The 22641-nt window shown below is 73.2% G+C and carries 9 protein-coding genes; 4 read left to right on the top strand and 5 right to left on the bottom strand.

Annotation, left to right across the window (positions count from 1 at the left end; genetic code table 11):
• Positions 1-13 precede the first annotated feature (13 nt).
• Entirely contained in the window at positions 14-2104 is a 2091-nt protein-coding gene (locus KC207_RS05160; RefSeq protein ID WP_211601828.1) for a glycosyl hydrolase family 28-related protein, read from the top strand.
• Positions 2105-2202: 98 nt separating this feature from the next.
• Here the strand turns inward: KC207_RS05160 and ligD (KC207_RS05155) are convergent, their stop codons facing one another.
• Positions 2203-3081 (bottom strand): non-homologous end-joining DNA ligase, encoded by an 879-nt coding sequence (gene ligD, locus KC207_RS05155; protein ID WP_211601827.1) that lies wholly within the window; start codon positions 3079-3081, stop codon positions 2203-2205.
• Positions 3071-4027, bottom strand: a complete 957-nt coding sequence (gene ligD, locus KC207_RS05150) for a non-homologous end-joining DNA ligase (protein WP_211601826.1) — start codon at positions 4025-4027, stop codon at positions 3071-3073. The genes ligD (KC207_RS05155) and ligD (KC207_RS05150) overlap by 11 nt, the downstream gene beginning before the upstream one ends.
• 52 nt (positions 4028-4079) lie before the next feature.
• On the opposite strand from ligD (KC207_RS05150), the gene KC207_RS05145 reads away from it, so the two are divergent.
• The 3 genes from KC207_RS05145 to KC207_RS05135 all read left to right on the top strand — a co-directional run bounded on the left by KC207_RS05145 (position 4080) and on the right by KC207_RS05135 (position 7871).
• A complete protein-coding gene (locus KC207_RS05145; RefSeq protein WP_211601825.1) occupies positions 4080-4646 on the top strand; it encodes an ATP-dependent endonuclease in 567 nt (188 codons plus the stop codon).
• A 73-nt stretch (positions 4647-4719) separates the two neighbouring features.
• Complete coding sequence (gene ku / locus KC207_RS05140; protein WP_211601824.1) at positions 4720-5694, top strand: non-homologous end joining protein Ku; 975 nt, start codon at positions 4720-4722, stop codon at positions 5692-5694.
• Positions 5695-5801: 107 nt separating this feature from the next.
• On the top strand, positions 5802-7871 hold the full coding sequence (locus KC207_RS05135; RefSeq protein ID WP_211601823.1) for a hypothetical protein: 2070 nt from the start codon (positions 5802-5804) through the stop codon (positions 7869-7871).
• 57 nt (positions 7872-7928) lie between these two features.
• On the opposite strand, the gene KC207_RS05130 is transcribed toward KC207_RS05135, so the two are convergent.
• From KC207_RS05130 to KC207_RS05120, 3 genes are all read right to left on the bottom strand, one after another.
• Positions 7929-8432, bottom strand: coding sequence for an amino-acid N-acetyltransferase (locus KC207_RS05130; protein ID WP_249138578.1), 504 nt, complete (start codon positions 8430-8432; stop codon positions 7929-7931).
• A 495-nt stretch (positions 8433-8927) separates the two neighbouring features.
• Positions 8928-11444: an ATP-dependent Clp protease ATP-binding subunit gene (locus KC207_RS05125; RefSeq protein ID WP_211601821.1), complete on the bottom strand. Its 2517-nt coding sequence runs from the start codon at positions 11442-11444 to the stop codon at positions 8928-8930.
• A 274-nt stretch (positions 11445-11718) separates the two neighbouring features.
• Positions 11719-22446, bottom strand: a complete 10728-nt coding sequence (locus tag KC207_RS05120) for an Ig-like domain-containing protein (protein WP_211601820.1) — start codon at positions 22444-22446, stop codon at positions 11719-11721.
• Positions 22447-22641 lie beyond the last annotated feature (195 nt).

Genomic DNA, 22641 nt, shown 5'->3' with positions numbered 1-22641 from the left:
GAGAGGTCCGACCATGAACGTCCCCATCTTCACCACGAGCGGCCCGCGACCCAGCCGGCGACTGCTCCTCGGTGCGCTCGGCGCCGGCGGAGCCGTCGTGGCGGCCGCCGGTCCTGCCGCCGCCGACCGGCCCCCGAGCCCGGGCCGTGGCCGGCGCGACTGGGTGACCGGTCGCAGCGACTGGTCCGAGAACGTCGTCTTCCCCGAGGAGGCGTACGCGAAGACCGTCGACGACGTGGGTGTCATCGACGTCAAGCGTCTCTTCGGCGCCAAGGGCGACGGCGTCACCGACGACACCGCCGCGCTCGTCGCCGCCTACGACCTCGTGCACGAGCGCTACCTCGACACCCGCAACGACCCGGACGCCAGCCAGAACATCATCTACCTGCCCGACGGCGAGTACCTCGTGTCGGACACCGTCGTCTACTCCGGGCCGTACGACACGATGCCGAACGACAACGAGAACAACGCCCGGATCCGGTTCCAGGGCCAGAGCCGCGACGGCGTGACGATCCGGCTCGCGGACGGCTCGGCCGGGTTCGGACCGGGCGCCGACAAGCCGGTCCTCTCGTTCGCCAAGGGCTACCGGAACGGCACCGTGGCCTCGAACTACGTCCAGAACCTCACGATCGACACCGGGTCCGGCAACCCCGGAGCCACCGGCCTGCTCTTCTGCGGGGCGAACAACGCCTCGGTGCGGCACGTGACGATCCGCGCCGCCGAGGGCGAGGGTGTCAAGGCGGTGTCGCTGCCGATCTGGGTCACCCAGGGCACCTACGAGGACCTCGACCTCGTCGGCTTCGACCACGGCTTCCACTGCGAGACCCCGCGGGGCTACCTCGTCGTCCTCGACGGCGTGCGGATGACCGGTCAGCGGGTCTCCGGCATCGAGTGCGTCGACTCGTGCGTCTCCGCCCGACGGATCGTCGGGGACATGCCCGGCGCGGCGGCGCGGGTCACCGGAGAGGGAGGACACCTCGTCATCGTCGAGTCCTTCCTCCAGGGGCGCGACGGCTCGCTGCCGGCGATCGACTCCCAGGACGGCCAGCTGCTCGCCCGGGACCTCACGACGGGTGGGTACGCCTACGCCGTCCGCCGTGCGGGCTCGGTCGCGGTGGCCGGCAACAACGTCTCGGAGTACGTCTCCTCACCGGTCGCGACGCTGTTCGAGCAGTCGCGGACGACCTCGCTCGCCCTCCCGGTGCAGGAGAGCCCCCGCGGGCCGTGGCCGGACGACCTCTCGCAGTGGGAGAGCGTCCTCGACCACGGCGCCGTCGGCGACGGCGAGACCGACGACACGGCGGCGGTCCAGTCGGCCATGGACGCCGGGAAGCCGGTCGTCTGGTTCCCGCCGAACCACGTCTGGAAGCTCGACGGGACGGTGACGATCCCGGGGTCCGTGGAGCGCGTCAACTTCATGTACACGCACGTGCTGGCCGGCGCGGGCCTCGCGGAGGACCAGGGGATGTTCGCGGTCGGCGACGGCTCGTCCCCGCTCATGCTCGAGCGGCACTTCGGCTGGGCCAACGAGACGAAGCTGGCGTACTTCGTCGACCACGCCTCCACCCGCACCCTCGTCCTCCAGGACGTCCACCTCCAGCAGGGGCCGATGTACCGGAACTCGGTGCGCGGCGGCACGGTGTTCCTCGACAGCTGCTCGGCGCGGACGGCCTTCAAGAAGCCCGAGCTCGGCAAGACCGCCTTCGTCTTCGACCACGTCACGGCGTTCGTCCGCTTCGCGAACCCGGCGTACGGGCAGCCGAACATCCTCAACCGGGGCGGGGACGTGTGGCTGTTCGGGGTGAAGGCCGAAGGCCCGTGGACCGTCTTCGAGACCGAGGAGGGCGGGCGCACCGAGATCCTCGGCGCGATCTTCAACGTCTACCACGGCGGCTGGGACCTCGACCCGGAGAGGCCGGTCGTCCGCAACACCGAGTCCTCGGTGTCGGCGTCGCTGTCGACCTTCCACGAGGGAGCCAACGTCTTCGAGACGGCGGTCGCGGAGACCCGCGACGGCGAGACCCGGCTGCTCGCGGGCGCCGACCTGCCGTTCCGGCTCAACAACGGCCAGTTCTTCGTCCCGTCGTACGTCGGGACCCCCTGACCGGACTCGTCGAGATCGGGCAGCACCCAGGTGACGCACGACGATCCTCTGCGTGCTGCCGATCTCGATGCGGCCGTCCCCGTTCCGGCCGGCCGACGTCAGGGCAGGTCGGCGAGGAGGTCGCCGTGCTCCTCCAGCCGGTCGAGCATCTCGTCGAGCATCACCTGCTCCAGGGCCCCCGGGTCCTCGGCGCCGCGCTCGACCTCCTCCCAGGTCCGGGGGGCCGCGACGTGCGGCAGCTCCCGTCCGCGCAGGGAGTACGGGCTGATCGTCGTCTTCGCCGCCACGTTCTGGCTCCAGTCGAGGAAGACCTTCCCCGGCCGCAGCGACTTCGTCATCCGCCACAGGACGAGGTCGGGATGCTTCCTCGTCATCTCCTGGGCCAGCTGCTGCGCGAGGTCCCGGACCTGGTCGGACGTGAGGTCCCCGCCGAGCGCCGCGTACAGCTGCATCCCCTTGCTGCCGGACGTCACGGGGTACAGCTCCAGCCCGAGGGCGGCGAGCCGGTCCCGGACGAGCAGGGCCACCGTCGCGCACTCGTGCAGGCCCGCGGGCTTCCCCGGGTCGAGGTCGACCACGAGCCGGTCCGGGTTGCGCCGTGCCCCGTCGTCGTCGACCGTCCACTGCGGGACGTGCAGCTCGAGGGAGTTGAGGTTGACGAGGTACGCGAGCTCGGCGAGCCCGGGGACGAGAGGGTAGGTGACGTCGTCGACGGGGACCCGCGGCAGCCACGACGGCGCGCCGCTCGGGAGGTTCTTCTCGAAGAACGACTGGTCCTCGACCCCGTGCGGCCACCGCACCCGGGTCACCGGGCGCCCGGCGAGGTGCGGCAGCAGGACGTCGGCGACCCGGGCGTAGTAGTCGAGCACCTCCCCCTTCGTCGTCTCGGTCGCCGGGTACATCGGCTTGTCCAGGCTCGTGAGCTTGAGCCGGCGGCCGCCGACCTCGACCCGCGTCACCGTCGGCTCACCCGCCATCGCCGACCTCCTGGAGGTCGTCCGGGGCGAGGTCGGACCGCACCCCGAGGTAGGTCGGCTGGCGCAGGCGGTGCCCGCTCGTCAGCTGGAGGGTGCGGACCTCGACGACGACGCGGGGCTCCACCCAGTGCGTCCCGTCCGCGTCGACGCGGGGCACCTCGTCGACGAACGGCGACGACCCCGCCCCGGCCGCGCGGACCCTGCGCAGCAGGGCGACCCCGGCCGACCCCGCGAGACCCGACCCGACCCGACCGGCGTAGCGCCAGCCGCCGGCCCCGTCGGGCAGGCCGACGAGGACCGCGCCGAGCCGTCCCGCCGACGACGCGCCCGACCCGGCCTCGGGCCGCCAGCCACCCACGACGACGGAGTACGTCCGTCGGTGCGGGACCTTGCGCCAGTCGGGCGAGCGGCGGCCCGGGAGGTACCGGGCCGAGCGGCGCTTGCTCACGACGCCCTCGAGTCCCTGGTCCGCGGTGACCCGCAGCAGCGCCTCGCCGTCGTCGTGGACCTGCGGCACGTGCCACGACGGGCCGTCGAGCTCGAGCTCCTCGAGCAGCCGGCGCCGCGCGGTCCAGGGCTGACCGGTGAGGTCCTGGCCGAACAGCCGCAGCAGGTCGAAGACGAACAGCGTCACCGGCCGGCTCCTGGCGAGGGTCTCGGCACGGCGACGCTCGCCCACGTGCATCCGCTCGGTGAGGGCGTGGAAGCTCGGCAACCCCTCGTCGAGGGCGACGACCTCGCCGTCGAGCAGCAGGTCGTCGTAGGTGTCGGCGATCCCGTCGAGCTCCGGGAAGGCGGCGGTGACGTCCCGCTCGGTGCGGCTGGTCACGGTGAGCCGGCCGTCGCGGACGTCGACGAGCACGCGCATCCCGTCCCACTTCACCTCGTGCACCCAGTCGGGACCGGCCGGCGGGGCGTCGGCGGCGGTCGCGAGCATCGGGCGCATGCCCCCATCCTGCCCGCCCCCGCCCCGGAGGGGACGGCGGTAGCGTCCCCGCATGGAGCGCCGTCCCGTCGTCCTCGTCGAGGGCGAGAGCGACGCCGTCGTCGTGCGCCGCCTCCTCGCGGCGCGGACCGGGGCGGACGTGGTCGAGGTCGTCCCCATGGCCGGGGTGACGAACCTCGCGCGGCACCTCGACGCGCTCGGCGGCCCCGCGCCCGACGTCCTCGTCCTCGTCGACGCCCCCGAGTCGCGGTTCGCCACCGGGGCGCTGCGGCGGCACGGCGTGCGCGCGGAGTCACCCGAGGAGCTGGGCTGGTACGGGGTGTTCGTCTGCGACCGGGACCTCGAGGAGGTGCTCATCCGGGGGCTCGGGGTGGGGGCGGTCCTCGCCGAAGTGCGGGCGATGGGCGAGATCGGCGCCTTCGAGAGCCTCGCGCAGATGCCGCAGTGGCGCGACCGTCACCCGCGCGAGCAGCTGCACCGGTTCGCCGGGTCCGGGTCCGGCCGCAAGCGCCGGCTCGCCGCCCGGCTCGCGGACCTGCTCGACCCCGAGCACCCGCCGGCCCCGCTCGACGCCGTCGTCGGGCGGGCCCTGGCCGCCGCCGGGTCACCGCGGGGCTGACGTCCCGTCCTCCGGCGGCCTACGCTGGGCAGCACCGTCGCGACCGGGCGGGCGAGCGAGACAGGGAGTCACGATGCGAGCGATCTGGAAGGGCGCCGTCTCCTTCGGCCTCGTCAACGTGCCGGTCCGGCTCTACTCCGCGACCGAGAACCACGACGTCCAGTTCCGGCAGGTGCACCGTGAGGACGGGGGACGGATCCGCTACCGCCGGGTGTGCCAGATCGACGGCGAGGAGGTCAGCTACGACGACATCGCCAAGGGTTACGAGACCGAGGACGGCGAGATGGTCGTGCTCACCGACGAGGACTTCGCCGACCTGCCGTCGAGGACGTCGAAGGAGATCGGCGTCACGAAGTTCGTCCCCGCCGACCAGATCGACCCGATGTGGCTCGACAAGTCGTACTACCTCGAGCCCGACAAGTCGGCGACGAAGCCGTACGTGCTGCTGCGCGACGCCCTCGAGACCGAGAAGCGGGTCGCCATCGTCACGGTGTCCATTCGCACCCGCATGACGATGGCGGTCCTGCGCGTGCGCGACGGGGTCATCGTCATGCAGACGATGCTGTGGCCGGACGAGGTCCGCAGCGGCGACTTCGGCCTCCTCGACGAGGACCAGTCGGCCTCGTCCCAGGAGATGGACATGGCGAGGATGCTCATCGACCAGCTCGCCGGCGACTTCGACCCCGGCGAGTACGAGGACGACTACGCGATCGCCGTCAAGGAGCTCGTCCGGGCCAAGGTCGAGGGTGGCGAGGTGCAGGTCGCCGCGGCCGAGGAGGACGAGGGCGGCGAGGTCGTCGACCTCCTCGCGGCGCTCTCCCGGTCGGTCGAGAAGGCGAAGGCCTCACGCGGCGAGTCGAGCGGCTCGCAGACCTCCGGCTCGGGGACGTCGTCGACGAAGGGCGCCACGACGAAAAAGACCGCCGCGTCGAAGAGCGGCGGCAAGGGCTCGTCGGACGCCAAGAAGACGACGAGCAAGGGCACGGCGAAGAAGACGACCGGGAAGAAGCCCGCCACCAAGAAATCCGGAGCCAAGAAGGCGAGCTGAGGGCGCCCACGGGTTCCGACCGGCGGACGCGCGGCCCCCGACCACCTACCATCGACGGGGGACGTCCGTGTGCCACGCGCCGGACGAGTCGCATCCGAGAGGGTCCCATGTCGCGAGCCGTCCGCCGCCTCGTCGGCACCGTCGTCGTCACGTCGGTCGCCGTCGTGGGCCTCGTCGTGCCCGCCGGGCCGGCCGCCGCGACCGAGGGGCTCACCGTCGGGGCGAGCAGTACCTACACGGTCGACGACGAGTCCGGCCTCGTCCGCGCCCGCATCGACATGGAGCTGGCGAACGTCACCCCCGACCAGCGGGAGTCCGACGGGGTCTACCAGTACTACTTCGACGCCTTCACCCTCCCGGTGCCGGCGGGCGCGGAGAACCTCGGCGCCGTGAGCGGCGGCACCGCGCTGTCGGTCTCCCTGAGCGGCACCGAGGACCCCGGCGTCGCCATCGCCCGGATCGGGTTCCCCAACCTGCTCTACGGGCAGTCGCGCGACATCACCCTCACCTTCGACGTCCCCGGCGAGGAGCCGCGCTCGGAGGACTTCACCCGCGTCGGTCCGGGCTTCGCGACGTTCGTCGCGTACGGCCCCGGGGACGCCGGGGACAACACGGTGCGGGTCGTCGCCCCCCGGGCGATGACCCTGACGAGCACGTACGACGGGTTCTCGTCCCAGCCTTCGGACGGGGAGACGACGACGCACGAGGCGACCGGTGCGCCCGACGAGGACGGCGGCCTGTGGGCCCTGGTGTCGCTGCGGGACACCAGCGTCGTCAGCGAGACGACCGTCGACGTCGGCGACCTCGCGTTCGTCCTCGAGGCCTTCCCCGGGGACGACCGGTGGGCGGAGTTCGTCTCCGACGCCGTGTCCGAGGGGATCCCGACCCTCGAGCGCCTCGTCGGCAACGAGTGGCCCGGTGGGCTCCAGCGCATCCGGGAGGACGCCGGCCCCTCCGTGCAGGGCTACGACGGCTGGTTCGACCCCGGTGGCGACGAGATCGTCGTCGGCGAGCAGCTCGACGCCGACCTCATCTTCCACGAGCTGTCCCACGCCTGGCTGTCGGGCGACCGCTTCGACGAGCGGTGGGTCTACGAGGGGCTGGCCCAGGTCGTCGCCGAGCGGGCCGTCGTCGCGACGGACCGGGACCGGGCCGAGCGTCCGTCGGTGTCCCGTGGCTCCGACCTCGCCGTCCCGCTCAACGCCTGGTCCGGGGACGCCGGGGCCCGGTCCGGGGAGGTCGACCAGTACGCCTACCCCGCGGCCCACCGGGTGATGACCGACCTCCTCGGCGACCTCGACGACGACGCCTTCGCCGCGGTCGTCGGGGCGGCGGTCCGCGGCGAGCGCGCCTACGACCCCGACGGCGTCGTCGACCCCGGGGCCGGCAGGACCTCGTGGCAGGACTGGCTCGACCTCGTCGAGACCCGGGGAGGAGTCACGACAGGGCCCGACACCTACGCCCGATGGGTGCTCACCGAGCGTCAGCAGGAGCTCCTCGAGCCCCGCGCCCGCGAGCGTGAGGCGTACGCCGAGCTCGACGCCGCCGACGGGGCGTGGCTGCCCCCGGAGGGACTGCGGGACGCGATGACCGAGTGGGAGTTCGACCGCTCCCGGGCGGTGCGCGAGGCCGTCGCCGACCTCGCGCCGCAGGCGATGGCGGTCCAGGACGCCGCCGGCACGACCGGGCTCGGGGTGCCCGACGCCGTCCGTGACTTCTACGAGGACGCCGAGTACGAGGACGACTACACAGCGCTCGCGGACACGCTGCCCGCCGCGGCCCGCACGATCACGGCCGTGGGCGCCGCCCGGGACGTCGCGAGCGCCGACCGGGACCCGTTCACGACGCTCGGCGCGGGCCTGCTCGGGGTCGACGCGTCGGCGGACGAGGCGGTCGCCCTCCTCGATGCCGGCGAGGTCGACCCGGCCCGGGCGGTCGCCGACGACGTGCTGTCCCGGGCGGACTGGGCGCTCCCCCTCGGCGCCGCGGTCGTCGTCCTCGCTCTGCTGCTCCTCGTCGGGCTCGGGTGGTGCGCGGTCCGTGCGCTCCGGCGCCCCCGGGCGGGCACCGGACGCGACGCGCGGTCGCGCGAGGACCGAGGTGCCGTCGGGCCACGTGACCCGCTCGGCTCGGACGAGCGTCCCGAGCCCGCGACGTCCTCGGAGCGCCCGGGCTGACCGCCGGCCCCCGGTGCGGCAGGACCCGCCGGACGACCGCGTGCGGCCGTCCGCGGTTCAGAGCCGGCGGAGCATGCGGGTGTTGCCGAGGGTGTTGGGCTTGACCCGTTCGAGGTCGAGGAACTCCGCGACGCCCTCGTCGTAGGAGCGCAGCAGCTCGGCGTAGACGTCCGGCTCGACGGCCTGGCCCTCGATCGGCTCGAAGCCGTGTCGGGCGAAGAACGCGGTCTCGAACGTGAGGCAGAACAGTCGGGAGACGCCGAGGTCGCGTGCACGCGTCACGAGACGCTCGAGGATGACGGAGCCGATGCCCCGGTTCTCGAGGGCTGCCTCCACGGCCAACGTCCTGACCTCCCCGAGGTCCTCCCACAGGACGTGCAGCGCCCCGCAGCCCACGACGACGCCGTCCCGCTCCGCGACGACGAAGTCCCCGACCGTCTCGTAGTAGCCGACGGCCTCCTTCTGCAGGAGCACCCGCGTCTCCGCGAGCGGGCTGACGAGCGCCCGGATGGCCCGCACGTCGGCGGTCCGGGCGGGGCGGACGAGGACCCGGTCGGGCAGGTCGTCACCGGTCGCGGGTGCCGGGGACGCCGTGGGCGGCGGGGGCTCGGACGTCACCGCAGCAGCGTAGTCGCGGGGCGAGGCACGGGCCGCCGCGTCCGGACATGGCGGCGGCCCGCCACCGCAGGGGTGGTAGCGGGCCGCCCTGCAAGGTGCCCCGGAGGCCCTTGCATTCCCAATCATGGGGCACGAATGGCGTCCGGCGGGTAAAGAACGTGCAAAGTTCCGACACTTTTGTGTTCCATCCCGGCGGAATTGCCGGGCCCGGACCTGCGGGATCGGCTGCGGCAGCGGGCCGCCGCGTGACGAGGAGGCGCGAACGTCGATGCAGGTCGGGGCCCGTTTCGCGATTCCCACCGATCCGCGGGGATTTGTGGCGCACCCGCGCCGCGGCCCTTTTCGTCGGGCGTCGATGCCATTCTCGTGCCCACGGCGACCACGGGTGAGGCCCCCGACCGTCGCCGGTCGGGGGCCTCGGTGCGTGCTCGGTGGGGGTCAGTTCTCGCCGGCCTCCGCCGCGACGACCGGGAGGTCGATCCCCCGGCTGTGCGGCGCGCCCTCGAAGGTGAAGCCGTCGTCCTTGGTCTCTCCGGTGGCGTCCACCGCGACGATCTCGCCGGACTTCAGCTCGCCGAAGAGGATCTTCTCGGACAGGACGTCCTCGATGTCGCGCTGGATCGTGCGGCGCAGCGGCCGGGCGCCGAGGACCGGGTCGTAGCCCTTCGTGGCGAGGAGGTTCTTCGCCGCGGGGGTGAGCTCGATGCCCATGTCCTTGTCCTTGAGTCGCGTGTCGAGCTTGGCGATCTCGAGGTCGACGATCTGGACGATCTCCGCCTGCGTCAGCTGCGGGAAGACGATCGTGTCGTCGACACGGTTGAGGAACTCGGGCCGGAAGTGCTGCTTCAGCTCGTCGTTGACCTTGGCCTTCATCCGGTCGTAGTCGCTGCGCGAGTCCTGACCGGCCGAGAAGCCGAGGGTGCCCTTGGAGATGTCCCGGGTGCCGAGGTTGGTCGTCATGATGATGACGGTGTTCTTGAAGTCGACCATCCGACCCTGGGAGTCGGTGAGCCGGCCGTCCTCGAGCACCTGCAGGAGGCTGTTGAAGATCTCGGGGTGGGCCTTCTCGACCTCGTCGAAGAGGACGACCGAGAACGGCTTGCGCCGCACCTTCTCGGTGAGCTGGCCGCCCTCCTCGTAGCCGACGTACCCGGGCGGGCTGCCGAAGAGGCGCGAGACGGTGTGCTTCTCGCTGTACTCCGACATGTCGAGCTGGATGAGGCTGTCCTCGTCGCCGAAGAGGAACTCGGCGAGCGTCTTCGCGAGCTCGGTCTTCCCGACACCGGTGGGGCCGGCGAAGATGAACGAGCCACCGGGACGGCGCGGGTCCTTCAGGCCGGCCCGGGTGCGCCGGATGGCCTGGGAGAGCGCCTTGATGGCGTCGTCCATGCCGACGACGCGCTTGTGCAGCTCGTCCTCCATGTGGAGCAGCCGGCTCGACTCCTCCTCGGTGAGCTTGAACACCGGGATGCCCGTGGACGCGGCGAGGACCTCGGCGATGAGCTCCTCGTCGACCTCGGCGATGACGTCCATGTCGCCGGCCTTCCACTCGGCCTCGCGCTTGGACTTCTCGTTGCGCAGGTTCTTCTCGTCGTCGCGCAGCCGCGCGGCCTTCTCGAAGTCCTGCCCGTCGATCGCCGACTCCTTCTCGCGGACGACGCCCGCGATCTTCTCGTCGAACTCGCGCAGGTCCGGCGGAGCGGTCATGCGGCGGATGCGCAGTCGCGCGCCCGCCTCGTCGATGAGGTCGATCGCCTTGTCCGGGAGGAAGCGGTCGTTGACGTACCGGTCGGCCATGTTCGCCGCCGCGACGAGCGCGGCGTCGGTGATGGACACGCGGTGGTGGGCCTCGTAGCGGTCGCGCAGGCCCTTGAGGATCTCGATGGCGTGGGCGAGCGACGGCTCGGCGACCTGGATCGGCTGGAACCGCCGCTCGAGGGCGGCGTCCTTCTCGATGTGCTTGCGGTACTCGTCGAGCGTCGTCGCCCCGATGACCTGGAGCTCGCCCCGGGCCAGCATCGGCTTGAGGATGCTCGCGGCGTCGATGGCGCCCTCGGCCGCACCGGCCCCGACGAGGGTGTGGATCTCGTCGATGAACAGGACGATGTCGCCGCGGGTGCGGATCTCCTTGAGGACCTTCTTCAGCCGCTCCTCGAAGTCACCGCGGTAGCGGCTGCCGGCGACGAGCGCACCGAGGTCGAGGGTGTAGAGCTGCTTGTCCTTGAGGGTCTCGGGAACCTCGCCCTTGACGACGTCCTGGGCGAGCCCCTCGACGACCGCGGTCTTGCCGACACCGGGCTCGCCGATGAGGACGGGGTTGTTCTTCGTGCGGCGGGACAGCACCTGCATGACCCGCTCGATCTCCTTCTCGCGACCGATGACCGGGTCGAGCTTGCCCTCGCGCGCGGCCTGGGTGAGGTTGCGGCCGAACTGGTCGAGGACGAGGGAGCCGGACGGCGTGCCCTCGGCCGGACCACCGGCGGGGGCACCGGCGCCCTGGGTGGCGCCTTCCTTGCCCTGGTAGCCGGAGATGAGCTGGATGACCTGCTGGCGCACCCGGGACAGGTCGGCCCCGAGCTTGACGAGGACCTGAGCGGCCACGCCCTCGCCCTCGCGGATCAGGCCGAGCAGGATGTGCTCGGTCCCGATGTAGTTGTGGCCGAGCTGCAGCGCCTCGCGGAGGCTGAGCTCGAGGACCTTCTTGGCCCGCGGCGTGAACGGGATGTGACCGGTCGGGGCCTGCTGGCCCTGACCGATGATCTCCTGCACCTGCTCGCGAACCGCCTCGAGGCTGATGCCGAGGCTCTCCAGGGCCTTGCTCGCCACGCCCTCACCCTCGTGGATGAGGCCGAGCAGGATGTGCTCGGTCCCGATGTAGTTGTGGTTGAGCCCCCTGGCCTCCTCCTGGGCGAGGACGACCACGCGGCGGGCCCGGTCGGTGAACCGTTCGAACATGGTGCTACTCCTGACGTCGAGTCCCCTCGATGCTAGTCGCGCCGTCCGACGACCCGGGGCCCCTGTCGAGGGCTGAACGTCGGGCGGAGCGCATCTACGGGGGTGCCAACGTCCATCGTGCGCCCCGATGTTCCGGTCGGCGCGCCCGTTCGCCCTCGGCGTACACGGGTCCGGGCGACGCTCGCACCGTGGTCCCTGCGGGGTGCCCGACACAGCCCGGACACGGACGGGCCCCCGACCACGGGAGGTGGTCGGAGGCCCGGTCGCTGCGGTCTCAGCCGGCCTCTCCGCGCCGCCGGGCGGCCAGGACCGCTCCCGCGCCGCTGACGAGCAGGAGGAGCCCGAGGCCGAGGAGACCGGCGGGGTCGGTCCCGGTCTGCGCCAGCCGGCCCGGACCGGCCATCGGCGGTGCCGGGGTGCCGGGGCGGCCCGGCGCACCGGGGGCCCCGGGGCGGCCCGGGTCACCGGGGTCACCCGGGTCACCCGGCTCACCCGGATCGCCGGGGTCGCCGGGGTCACCGGGGTCGCCCGGATCGCCGGGGTCACCCGGATCGCCCGGCCCGGCCGGCATGACGACCGTGAGCGTCGACACGACGGTGACCCCGGCGGTGTCGGTCACCCGGTACGGGACGGCCGCGGTGCCGGAGAAGCCCTCGACCGGCGTGAACGTCACCGTGCCGTCGTCGTTCACGACCCACGTCCCGACGCCCTCGACGACGACCCGACGGCTCCACTCCCCCGTCACGGGGTCCTGCAGCTGCAGGGAGGAGCGGTCCCACGCCGCCCCGTCGCTGGGCACGTCGTTCGCCAGCGGGTCGAGGGTCACCGGCTGGCCGGGCCGCCCGGTGACGACGTTCGGCTCCGCCGCGGCACCCTGCGGTGCCGCGACGACGACGGTGACCGAGGCGGTCGTCGTCGTGCCGTTGACGTCGGCGACGCGGTACCGGACCGCCGGAGCCGGGCCCGAGAAGCCCTCGGCGGGCGTGAAGGTCACCGTGCCGTCGTCGCCCACGGTCCACGTCCCGACCTCGTCGACGACGAGGGTGGTGACCCACTCCTCGGCCTCCGGGTCGTAGAGGCGCACGGTGGTCGGGTCGAGCGCGGTCGCGCCGTCACCACCCCGGTCGTTCGCGAGGACGTCGACGGTCACCGGGACGAGGTACGGCGTCGTCGCCGTGTCGTCGGTGGCGACCGGGACGACGGGCGTCATCTCGACGGCGACCGACGCCCCGGCGGTGTTGCCGTCGCTGTCGGTGACCTCGTAGTCGACCGGGGTCGTCCGCCCGGTGAAGCCGGGCTCCGGCGTGAAGGTCACCGAGCCCGTCGCCGGGTCGACCTCCCAGGTGCCCTCCCCGTCGACGACGAGGGTGGTCACCCGCTCGTCGGTGTCGGGGTCGACGAGGACGACGGTGGCGGGGTCGAACGTCGCGTCCGTGCCCGGGGTGTCGTTGTCGAGCAGCGGAACCGTGACCGGGCGGGCTTGCGACGTCGTCGCCGTGTCGTCCGCGGCGACGGGTGCGTCACCGACCGAGACCGTGAGCGACGCCCGGGCGAGGGTGCCGTTGCCGTCGGCGACCCGGTAGTCGAGCGCCTCGGTGACGCCCTGGAGCCCGTCGGCCGGGGTGAAGGACACGACACCCGTGCCCGGGTCCACCGTGTACTCCCCCTCGCCCGGCACGACGAGGGTCGTGACCCAGGCCCCCCGGGCGACGTCGTAGAGCTCGACCGTCGTCGGGTCCAGGGGCGCGGTGGGGTCACCCGCCGTGTCGTTGTCCAGGACGGGGAGGTCGACCGCCGTCTCGGAGGGGGTCCGGGCGGAGTCGTCGACCGCCACCGGGACCACCGGCGTCACGACGACCGAGACGGTCGCGTCCGCGGTGTTGCCGTCGGAGTCCTCGACGCGGTAGTCGACCGACGCCGTGCCGGTGTACCCCGGCTCCGGGTCGAAGGTGACGGCACCGGTGTCCGGGTCGACCGTCCACGTCCCGACGTCGTCCACCGTGACGGTGTCGCCGTAGGTGTCGGTCGCCGGGTCGAGGAGCCGGACGCTGCCCGGCACGAGGTCCGCGGCGGTGCCCGGCACGTCGTTCCCGAGCAAGTCGAGCGTCACGGGCTCGTCCTGGATCGTCGACCCGGAGTCGTCCGCGGCGACCGGCGCGGCGCCGACGGTCACGGTGACCGTGCCGCCCGCCCGGGTCCCGTTCTCGTCGGCGACCCGGTAGCCGAGCGGCGTCGACGGTCCGAAGAAGCCGTCCGCCGGCTCGAACGTCACCGTGCCGGTGTCCGGGTCGACGGTCCACGTGCCCTCACCGGTCGTCACCGTCGCGACCCAGTCCCCGGTCGCGGGGTCCTGGATCTCGACCGAGCCCGGGACGAGCGGCGCGCTCGGGTCCCCAGGGGTGTCGTTGGCGAGGACGGGGACCTCGACCGGCGTCCCGAAGGGTGTCGTCGCGGTGTCGTCGACGACGACGGGGCGCACCGGCTCGACGGTGACGGTCACCGTCGAGGCCACGGTCTGGCCCACCTCGTCCTGGACGCGGTAGGCCACGACGGCGTCGCCGACGAAGGTCGGGACCGGGTCGAAGGTGACCTCGCCCGTCGCGGGGTCCACGGTCCACGTGCCGACGCCGTCGACGGTCACCGCGTCCTTCCACGTCGTGTCGGCGGGGTCGAGCAGCTCGACGGTGGCGGGGAGCAGGGCCGAGCCCGGTCCCGCGGTGTCGTTGCCGAGGGTCCCGACGGTCACCGCCACGTCCTGCACGGTCGTCGCCGTGTCGGCGGCCGCGGTCGGCGGGTCGGGCAGGTCGACGACGACCCGCAGGGTCGAGGCGGCGAGCGTGCCGTTGTCGTCGGCCACCCGGTAGGCGATCTCGGTGCCGACACCGGTGAAGCCGTCCGCGGGCGTGAAGACGACCGTGCCGGCGCCCACGTCGACGACGTAGGTGCCCTCGCCGTCGACGGTCAGCTCGGTGACCCACGCCCCGGTGTCGGGGTCCTGCACCTCGACGGACCCGGGCACGAGCGGGGCGGTGTCGTCCCCGGCCGTGTCGTTCGTCAGCACGTCGACCGTCACGGGCGTCTCGTACGCCGTGGACCGGGTGTCCGGCTCGGCGGTCGGCGTCACGGGGGTGACCGTCACGACCATGGTCGCCGTCGCCGGGTTCCCGTCGGAGTCCTCGACGACGTAGTCGAGCGCGGCCTCACCGAGGAACTGCGGCTCGGGGTCGAAGGTCACGAGGCCGTTCTCGGTGGTCCAGAGCCCGACACCGGGGACGACGACGACCTGTGCGGTGCCGCCGGCCGGGTCGACGAGCGCGAGCGTCGAGGTCTCGAACGCCGCTCCGGTGCCCGGGTCGTCGTTGACGAGCGGGTCGAAGGTCACCGGCTCGTCCTGGATCGTCGTGTCCTCGTCGTCCCGGGCGACCGGGGCGACACCCACCGTGACGGTGAGGGTGGACGCGGCGTAGGTGCCGTTGTCGTCGGGGACGCGGTAGGCGATCTCCTGCGGGCCCTCGACGTCCTCGGCGGGCTCGAAGGTCACCTCGCCGGTGTCGCCGTCGACCGTCCACGTCCCCGCCCCGGTCGTGACCGACGTGCCCCACTCGCCCGTCTCCGGGTCCTGCAGCTGCAGTCCGGCCGGGACGAGCGGCGCGCTCGGGTCGCCGGGCTCGTCGTCGTCGAGCACGTCGACGACGACCGGGGTGAGGTACGGCGTCGTCGCCGTGTCGGGAGTGAGGACCGGCACGACGGGCGAGACCTCGACCTCGAGGAGCGCCGTCGCGGTGTTCCCCGCACCGTCGGTCACGGAGTACCGCAGGGTCGCGGTCCCGGTGTACGCCGGCTCGGGGTCGAAGGTGACGAGACCGGTGTCCCCGACACTCCACGTCCCGACGCCGTCGACGACGACCGCGTCGGTCGGCAGCCCGGTCACGGGGTCGACGAGGGCGACGCTGTCGGCGTCGAACGTCGTGCCCGAGCCGGGGTCGTCGTCGAGGATCGGGTCGATCGTGACCGGCTCGTCCTGGATCGTCTCGGCGCGGTCGTCGACCGCCACCGGCGGGGTGCCGACGGTCACCGTGACCGTCGACGCCGTGCGCGTCCCGTTCGTGTCCGCGACCCGGTAGGCCAGCGGGGCCGTCTCGCCGGAGAAGCCGTCCGCCGGGGCGAGGAGGACCTCGCCGGTGGCGGTGTCGACGGTCCACGTGCCCTCGTCGGTGGAGACCGACGTCACCCAGGCACCGGTGCCCGGGTCCTGGATCCGCACGGTCCCAGGCACGAGCGGGGCGCTGTCGTCTCCCGGCTCGTCGTTGTCGAGGACGGCGACCCGCACCGGGGTGAGGTAGGTCGTGTCCTCGGTGTCCGGCGTCGCGACGGGGGTCACCGCCCCCACGGCGACGGTGATCGTCGCCGACGCCTCGTTGCCGTCGGAGTCGACGACGACGTAGTCGATGCTCGCGTCGCCGACGAGGGTCGGGACCGGGTCGAGCGTCACGAGGCCGGTCTCGGGGTCGAAGGACCACGTGCCGACGCCGGGGACCGTGACGGAGGCCTTCTGCGCGCCGTCCATCGGGTCGACGAGCCGCACGACCGGCGGCACGAAGGAGGCGTCCGTGCCCGGGGTGTCGTTGGCCAGCGGGTCGAGGGAGACCGGGACGCCCTGGAGCGTCTCGGCGGGGTCGTCGGCGGCCTGCGGGGGCGAGCCGACGGTCACGGTGATCGTCGACGTGGCGAAGGTGCCGTTGGCGTCGGCCACCCGGTAGGTGATGTCCGGGATGGGGCCGGTGTAGCCCTCGGCGGGCGTGACCGTCACCGAGCCGTCGACGACGTTGACCCGCCACAGCCCGCTCTCGGGCTCGTAGGTCGTCACCCACTCACCGGTGACGCGGTCGCGCAGCTGGACGGTCTGCGGGCGCAGCGGGGCGCTCGGGTCGCCCGGCAGGTCGTTTGCGAGGACCGGGATGTTGACCGGGGTCGCGAACGGCGTGGAGGCGGTGTCGGGCGCGAGGACCGGCGTCACCGGGTCGACCGTGACGGACACGGTGGACGTCGTCACCTGGCCGGCCTCGTCGGCGACGCGGTAGCTGATGCCCGCGGTGCCGGTGTAGGTCGGGACCGGGTCGAAGGTCGCGGCACCGGTCGCCGGGTCGACCGTCCACGTCCCGACGCCCGCGACGGAGACGCTGGTCTTGAAGGTGCCGTCCGCCACGTCCAGCAGCCGGACCGTGCCGGGCTGCAGCGGCGCACGGTCGTCCGCCTGGTCGTTGTCCAGCACGTCGACCGTCACCGGCACGTTCTGGATCGTCGTCGCGGGGTCCGGCACGGCGACGGGGACGTCGGGGGTCCCGACGAGCACCGTGACGGTCGACGACGCGAACGTGCCGTTGGCGTCCGCGACCCGGTAGGCGATCGCCTGGGTCGAGCCCGTGAACCCCTGGGCCGGGAGGAGCCCGACCTCCCCGGTCTCCGGGTCGACCGTCCACGTCCCGGCGCGGGTCGTGAGGGTCGTGACCCACTCACCGGTCGCGGGGTCGCGCAGCTGGACCGTCGTCGGGTCGATCGCGACGTCGGCGTCGCCCGGCTCGTCGTTGCCGAGGACCGGGACGACCACGGGCGTCTCGTAGGGCGTGCTCGCCGAGTCCGGCGTGAGGTCCGGCTCGACCGCGGCGACGTCCACGGTGACGGTGCCGTTGGCGGTGTTGCCGACGGAGTTCGTCACCCGGTAGCCGATCGCCGCCGGCCCGCGGTACCCGGGCTCGGGGGTGAAGACCACGGCGTCGTCCGGCTCGACGGTCCACGTGCCGACACCGGCCACCGTCACCTCGTCGACGTACTCGCCCGTCAGCGGGTCCAGGAGGGCGACCGCCGGCGAGACGAAGGGCTGGCCGTTGCCCGGGGTGTCGTTCGCGAGGACCTCGACCCGGGCGGGGACGCCCTGCGGCGTGCTCACCGTGTCGTCCTCGACCGTGGGCACCGGGTCGACGTCCACGGTGATCGTCGACGTCGCGAAGGTCCCGTTCCCGTCGGCCACCCGGTAGGTCACCGGCGCGGTCGTGCCGAACGTGAAGTCGTCCGCGGGGACGAACTCGACCTGCCCGTCGCCGCCGACGGTCCACGTGCCCTCGGACGTCGTGAGGGTGGTGACCCACGTGTCCGTGGACTCGTCGAACAGCTCGACGCTCGCGGGGTCCAGCAGGGCGCTCGGGTCGCCGGCCGCGTCGTTGGCGAGGACGTCGATCGTCACCGGGACGAAGGCGTCGGTGCGCTCGGTGTCCGGCGCGGCGACCGGCGTCACGGGGGCGACGGTCACGGTGATCTCCGACGTCGCCTCCTGGCCGGTCGCGTCCTCGACGCGGTAGCCGACGCTCGCGTCGCCGACGAAGCCGGGCTCCGGCGTGAAGGTGACCTCACCGCCGCCGTCGACGGTCCAGGTGCCGACGCCGTCGACCGTGACGGTGTCGGTGGGCTCGCCGTCCGGCCCGAGCAGCGCGAGCGTCGCGACGTCGAGCGCGGTGCGCGGGTCCGCCGCGTCGTTGTCGAGCGGGGTGACGGTGACCGGGACCCCCTGGAGGGTTTCGGCGAAGTCGGGGTCCGCGACGGGGGCGTCGGGGTCGCTCACCGTGACCCGGAGGGTCGACTGCGTCAGCGTGCCGTTGCCGTCGGCGACCCGGTAGGTGAGCTGGGTGCCCGCCCCGAGGAAGTCCGGGTCCGGGACGAAGTCCACGGCACCGCCGTCGGTGACGGTGTAGGTGCCCTCGCCGGCCACGACGACCTCCGTGACCCAGTCGCCGGAGTCGGGGTCCCGCAGCTCGACCGACCCCGGCACGAGCGGGGCGGTCGGGTCGCCGGCCTCGTCGTTGGCGAGGACGGGGACCGTGACGGGCTGCTGGTACCCGGTCGTCGTGGTGTCGGGGTTCGCGGTCGGCGTGACGGGCGTGACCTCGACGCGTGCGGTGGCCGACGTGGTGTTGCCGTCGGAGTCCGTGACGCGGTAGTCGATCTCGGCGGTGCCGAGGTACTGCGGCTCCGGGTCGAAGGTGAGGACACCGTTCGAGGCGTCGACCGTCCACCGTCCGACGCCGGCGACGACGAGCTCACCGCCGGCCGGCTCCCCGGTGTCGGGGTCGAGGAGCACGACACTGCTCGGGACGAGCGAGGCGCCGGTGCCGGGGTCGTCGTTGTCGAGGACGGGGACGGTGACCGGCTCGTCCTGGATCGTCGTCGCCGCGTCGTCGCTCGCCTCCGGGGCGTCGCCGACGGTCACGGTGACGGTGGACTCGGCGAGGGTGCCGTTGTCGTCGGCGACCCGGTAGGCCAGCGGGGTCGTCGGACCCTCGAAGCCGTCGGCGGGCTCGAACATCACCGCGCCGGTGGCGTCGTCGACGGTCCACACGCCCTCGTCGGTCGTGACGCTCGTGCTCCACTCCTCGGTCTCCGGGTCCTGGATCTCCACGGAGCCGACGACGAGGGGGGCCGACGGGTCGCCGGGCTCGTCGTTCGCGAGCAGCGGCACGGCCACCGGCGTGAGGTACGGGGTCGTCGCGGTGTCCGGCCTCGCGACGGGGGTCACCGGGGTGACGGTGACGGTGATCGTGGACGCCGCGGTCTGGCCGGCCTCGTCGAGGGCGCGGTAGGCGATCGTCGTCTCGCCGGTGTAGTCCGGCTCGGGGTCGAAGGTGACCCGGCCGGCCGACACCGTCCAGGTGCCGACGCCGGCGACGGTCACGGTGTCCTTGTACGTCGTGTCCGACGGGTCGAGCAGCTGCAGCGTGCCCGGCTGGAAGGGCGCGCGCGGGTCGGAGGTGTCGTTCGCCAGCGGGGCGAGCGTCACCGGCTCGTCCTGCACCGTCGTGCGGGTGTCCGGGGACGCGACGGGGACGTCGGGGGTCGCCACGGTGACCTGGAGCGTGGAGGCGGCACGGGTGCCGTTGTCGTCGAGCAGCCGGTACGCGAGCTCCGTCGCGGCGCCGGTGAAGCCCTGGGCGGGGACGAAGCGGACCGCCCCGGTGTCGGGGTCGACGGTGTAGGTGCCCTGTCCGTCGACCACGAGCTCGGTGACCCAGGCGCCGGTGTCCGGGTCCTGGATCTCGACCGAGCCGGGGACGAGCGGGGCGCTCGGGTCGCCGGCGGCGTCGTTCCCGAGGACCGGGACGACGACGGGGGTCTCGTACGGGGTCGTGCGGGTGTCGGGGGTCGCGACGGGCACCACCGGGTCCACGACGACGGAGACGCTCGCGGTGGCGGTGTTGCCGTCGCTGTCGGTGACCCGGTAGCCGATCGAGGCGGTCCCCGTGTACTGCGGCTCCGGGTCGAAGGTGACGTCACCGGTGGCGGGGTCGACCGTCCAGGTCCCGACGCCCTCGACGGTCACGGTGTCGGCGTACGCCTCGGCGACCGGGTCGTAGAGCACGACGCTCGCGGGGTCGAGGGTGGCGTCGGTGCCGGCCTCGTCGTTGTCGAGGACGGGGACCGTCACCGGCTCGTCCTGGATCGTCGCGCCCTCGTCGTCGGTCGCGTCGGGGGCCGCGCCGACGGTGACCGTGACGGTCGACTCCGCAAGGGTGCCGTTGTCGTCGGCGACCCGGTAGGCCACGGGGTCCGTCGTCCCCTCGAAGCCCTCCGCCGGGACGAACGCGACGGAGCCGTCCCCCTGGACGGTGTACGTGCCGACACCGTCCACGGTCAGCTCGGTGACCCAGTCGCCCGAGTCGGGGTCCTGGATCTCGACGGAGCCGAGGACGAGCGGCGCGGTGGGGTCGCCCGCGGCGTCGTTGCCGAGGAGCGGCACGGTCACGGGGGTGAGGTAGGGGGTCGTCGCCGAGTCCGGACGGGCGAGCGGCGTGACGGGCGTGACGGTCACGGTGATCGTCGAGGACTCCGTGCGGCCCGCGGTGTCGCGGACCTGGTACCCGACGCGCGTCGCCTCGCCGGTGAAGCCGGGCTCGGGGTCGAAGGCGACCACCCCGGTCGCCGGGTCGAGGGTGTACACGCCCTCACCGGGGACGGTGAGCGTGATGACGGGGTCGCCGCCGGCGTCGAGCAGGCGGATCGAGGACGGGACGAGGGAGACCCCGGCCGTCGTCGTGTCGTTCTCGAGCGGCGACAGGGTCACCGGCTCGTCCTGGACGGTCTCCGCGGTGTCCGGGCGGACGACCGTGTCACCGGGCTCGGTCACGGTCACCGTGAGGGTCGCCGTCGCGGTCGTCCCGTTGGCGTCCGTCACCCGGTAGGTCACCGGGGTCGCGGTCCCGAAGAACGTCGGCAGCGGGTCGAAGGTCACCGCACCGGTCGTCGGGGAGACCGTGTAGGTGCCCTCCCGGGGGACGGTGAGGGTCCGCCCGAAGGCGCCGGTCGCGGGGTCGCGCAGGACGACGGTCGTGGGGTCCAGCGGTGCGCTCGCCGCGCCGGGGGCGTCGTTGCCGAGCACGCCGACGGTCGTGGTCGTGTCGTAGGGGGTCGTGCGCGTGTCGTTCTGCAGGACCGGCGTCACGGCGGTGACCGTCGTGGCGATCGTCGAGGTCGCGGTGCCGCCGTCGGAGTCGGTGACGCGGTAGGTGACCGTGCTCGTCCCGGTGTACGAGGGCAGCGGGTCGAAGGTGACCCGTCCCGTCGCCGTGTCCACGGTGTACGTCCCCTGCCCGGGGACCGTCACGGACGTCTTGTACTGGCCGTCCGCGGGGTCGAGCAGACGGACGCTCGAGCGGACGAGGGTGAGCGTCGGGTCGGCCGCGTCGTTGACGACCGGGTCGAGCGTCACGTCGGTGTTCTGGGCGGTGCTCGCCGTGTCCGGCCGCGCGGTCGGCGGGGCGGGCTGGACGATCTGGACGGTGTGGTCCTCGACCTCGCCGGCGGGGGAGGCGCCGCGGGGCGAGGCGGTGGCGTCGGTGTAGCCGACCCGGAAGCGCGCGTAGCTCGTGCCCGCCGAGAGGCCGGACAGCCCGGACCACGTGAGGGTCGCGGAGGTCTGACCGGCGGACACCGGCGCACAGGCCCGCTCGCCGGCCGAGTAGACCCCGTTGCGGTCGAGGTCGATCCACCCGCAGACCTGTCCCGCCTTGCTCGCGCCGGAGATCGCCACCGTGCGCGAGTAGGACGTCTGGGTGCGGGTGATCGGCGCCATCGTCACGCCGTCGTCGCCGGAGTCGTTCGTCGCGCTCGCGGAGGCGAGCGGGCTCGTGGCGGAGTTCGCGGTGTTCGTGTTGTCCGCCGTGACCTGCGTCCCGAGGCGGACGTCGCTCACCGCCGCGCGGGCGGCGTCCGACCCGTCGTAGGAGGCCGGGCCGTCGCCGAAGTCCTCACCGGTCGTCGCCACGACGAAGAACGCGTCCCCCGCGGTGCTGCTCACGAAACCGGTGCCGGAGGTGACGGCGGCGGCGCCGGTGACGGCGAACTCGAGCGTCGTCACCGTCCCGTTGACCCGGACCGAGCCGCACCCCGCCACCGCGGCGGCGCCGTTGGCCGTGCTGCCACAGTTGACGGACGTCGAGTCGTTGACCGTGGTGACCGTCCGTCCGGCGTTCGTCACCTGGAGGTTCGTGCTCGAGCCGACCCGGGTCAGCGTGACCCCCGGGGTGGTCGCCGTGAGGACCGCGTGGAAGGCGGACGCGTTGGTGCCCGAGCTGGTGAAGCCGCCGAGGCCCGCCACGTGGATCACGGGATCCGTCACCGGCTGCGCGAACGCGACGGACAGTGTGCCCCGGTTCGTGCAGCCGCCGCTCACGGGACAGCCCGCCATCGACGTCGTCACCGACTGCGTGGGCGTGGAGCCGTCGAGACTCGGGGAGTACTGCCCGACGACGTCCCGCGAGTCGACGGTGGTGAAGGTCGTGCTCAGGGCCGACTGTCCGGTCGCGGTCCACGTCTGGGCCAGCCCCGACCCGGGCATCGTGGCCGTGCCGCCGGAGAAGGCGACGGTCGGTCGTTCGTACGCCACGGCGACACCCGCCGGCGCGACGACGGTGAGCGTCGCGGCGAGCAGGGCGCCGAGGAAGCGGCGCACGGACATGGGTCGAGGAGGATGCGAGTCCACCGGGGCTCCTGATGCAGGGGGTTCGGGAGCGGCAACACGTGCTGGATGTCACCTGTGAGCAGGGTGAATGCTCCTGAGAGCGGTCACAGCCTAGGAAGACATCGGCCGGTCCGCATCCCCAGCGCCGTTCCGCGGGAGGAAATCCCAGGCCACCTCGTCGAGCCTGACCGG

The organism is Phycicoccus avicenniae (assembly GCF_018139485.1).
GTDB lineage: Bacteria > Actinomycetota > Actinomycetes > Actinomycetales > Dermatophilaceae > Phycicoccus > Phycicoccus avicenniae.
Note: the sequence above shows the minus strand (reverse complement) of the source record. Positions and strands in the feature narration are given on the sequence as shown.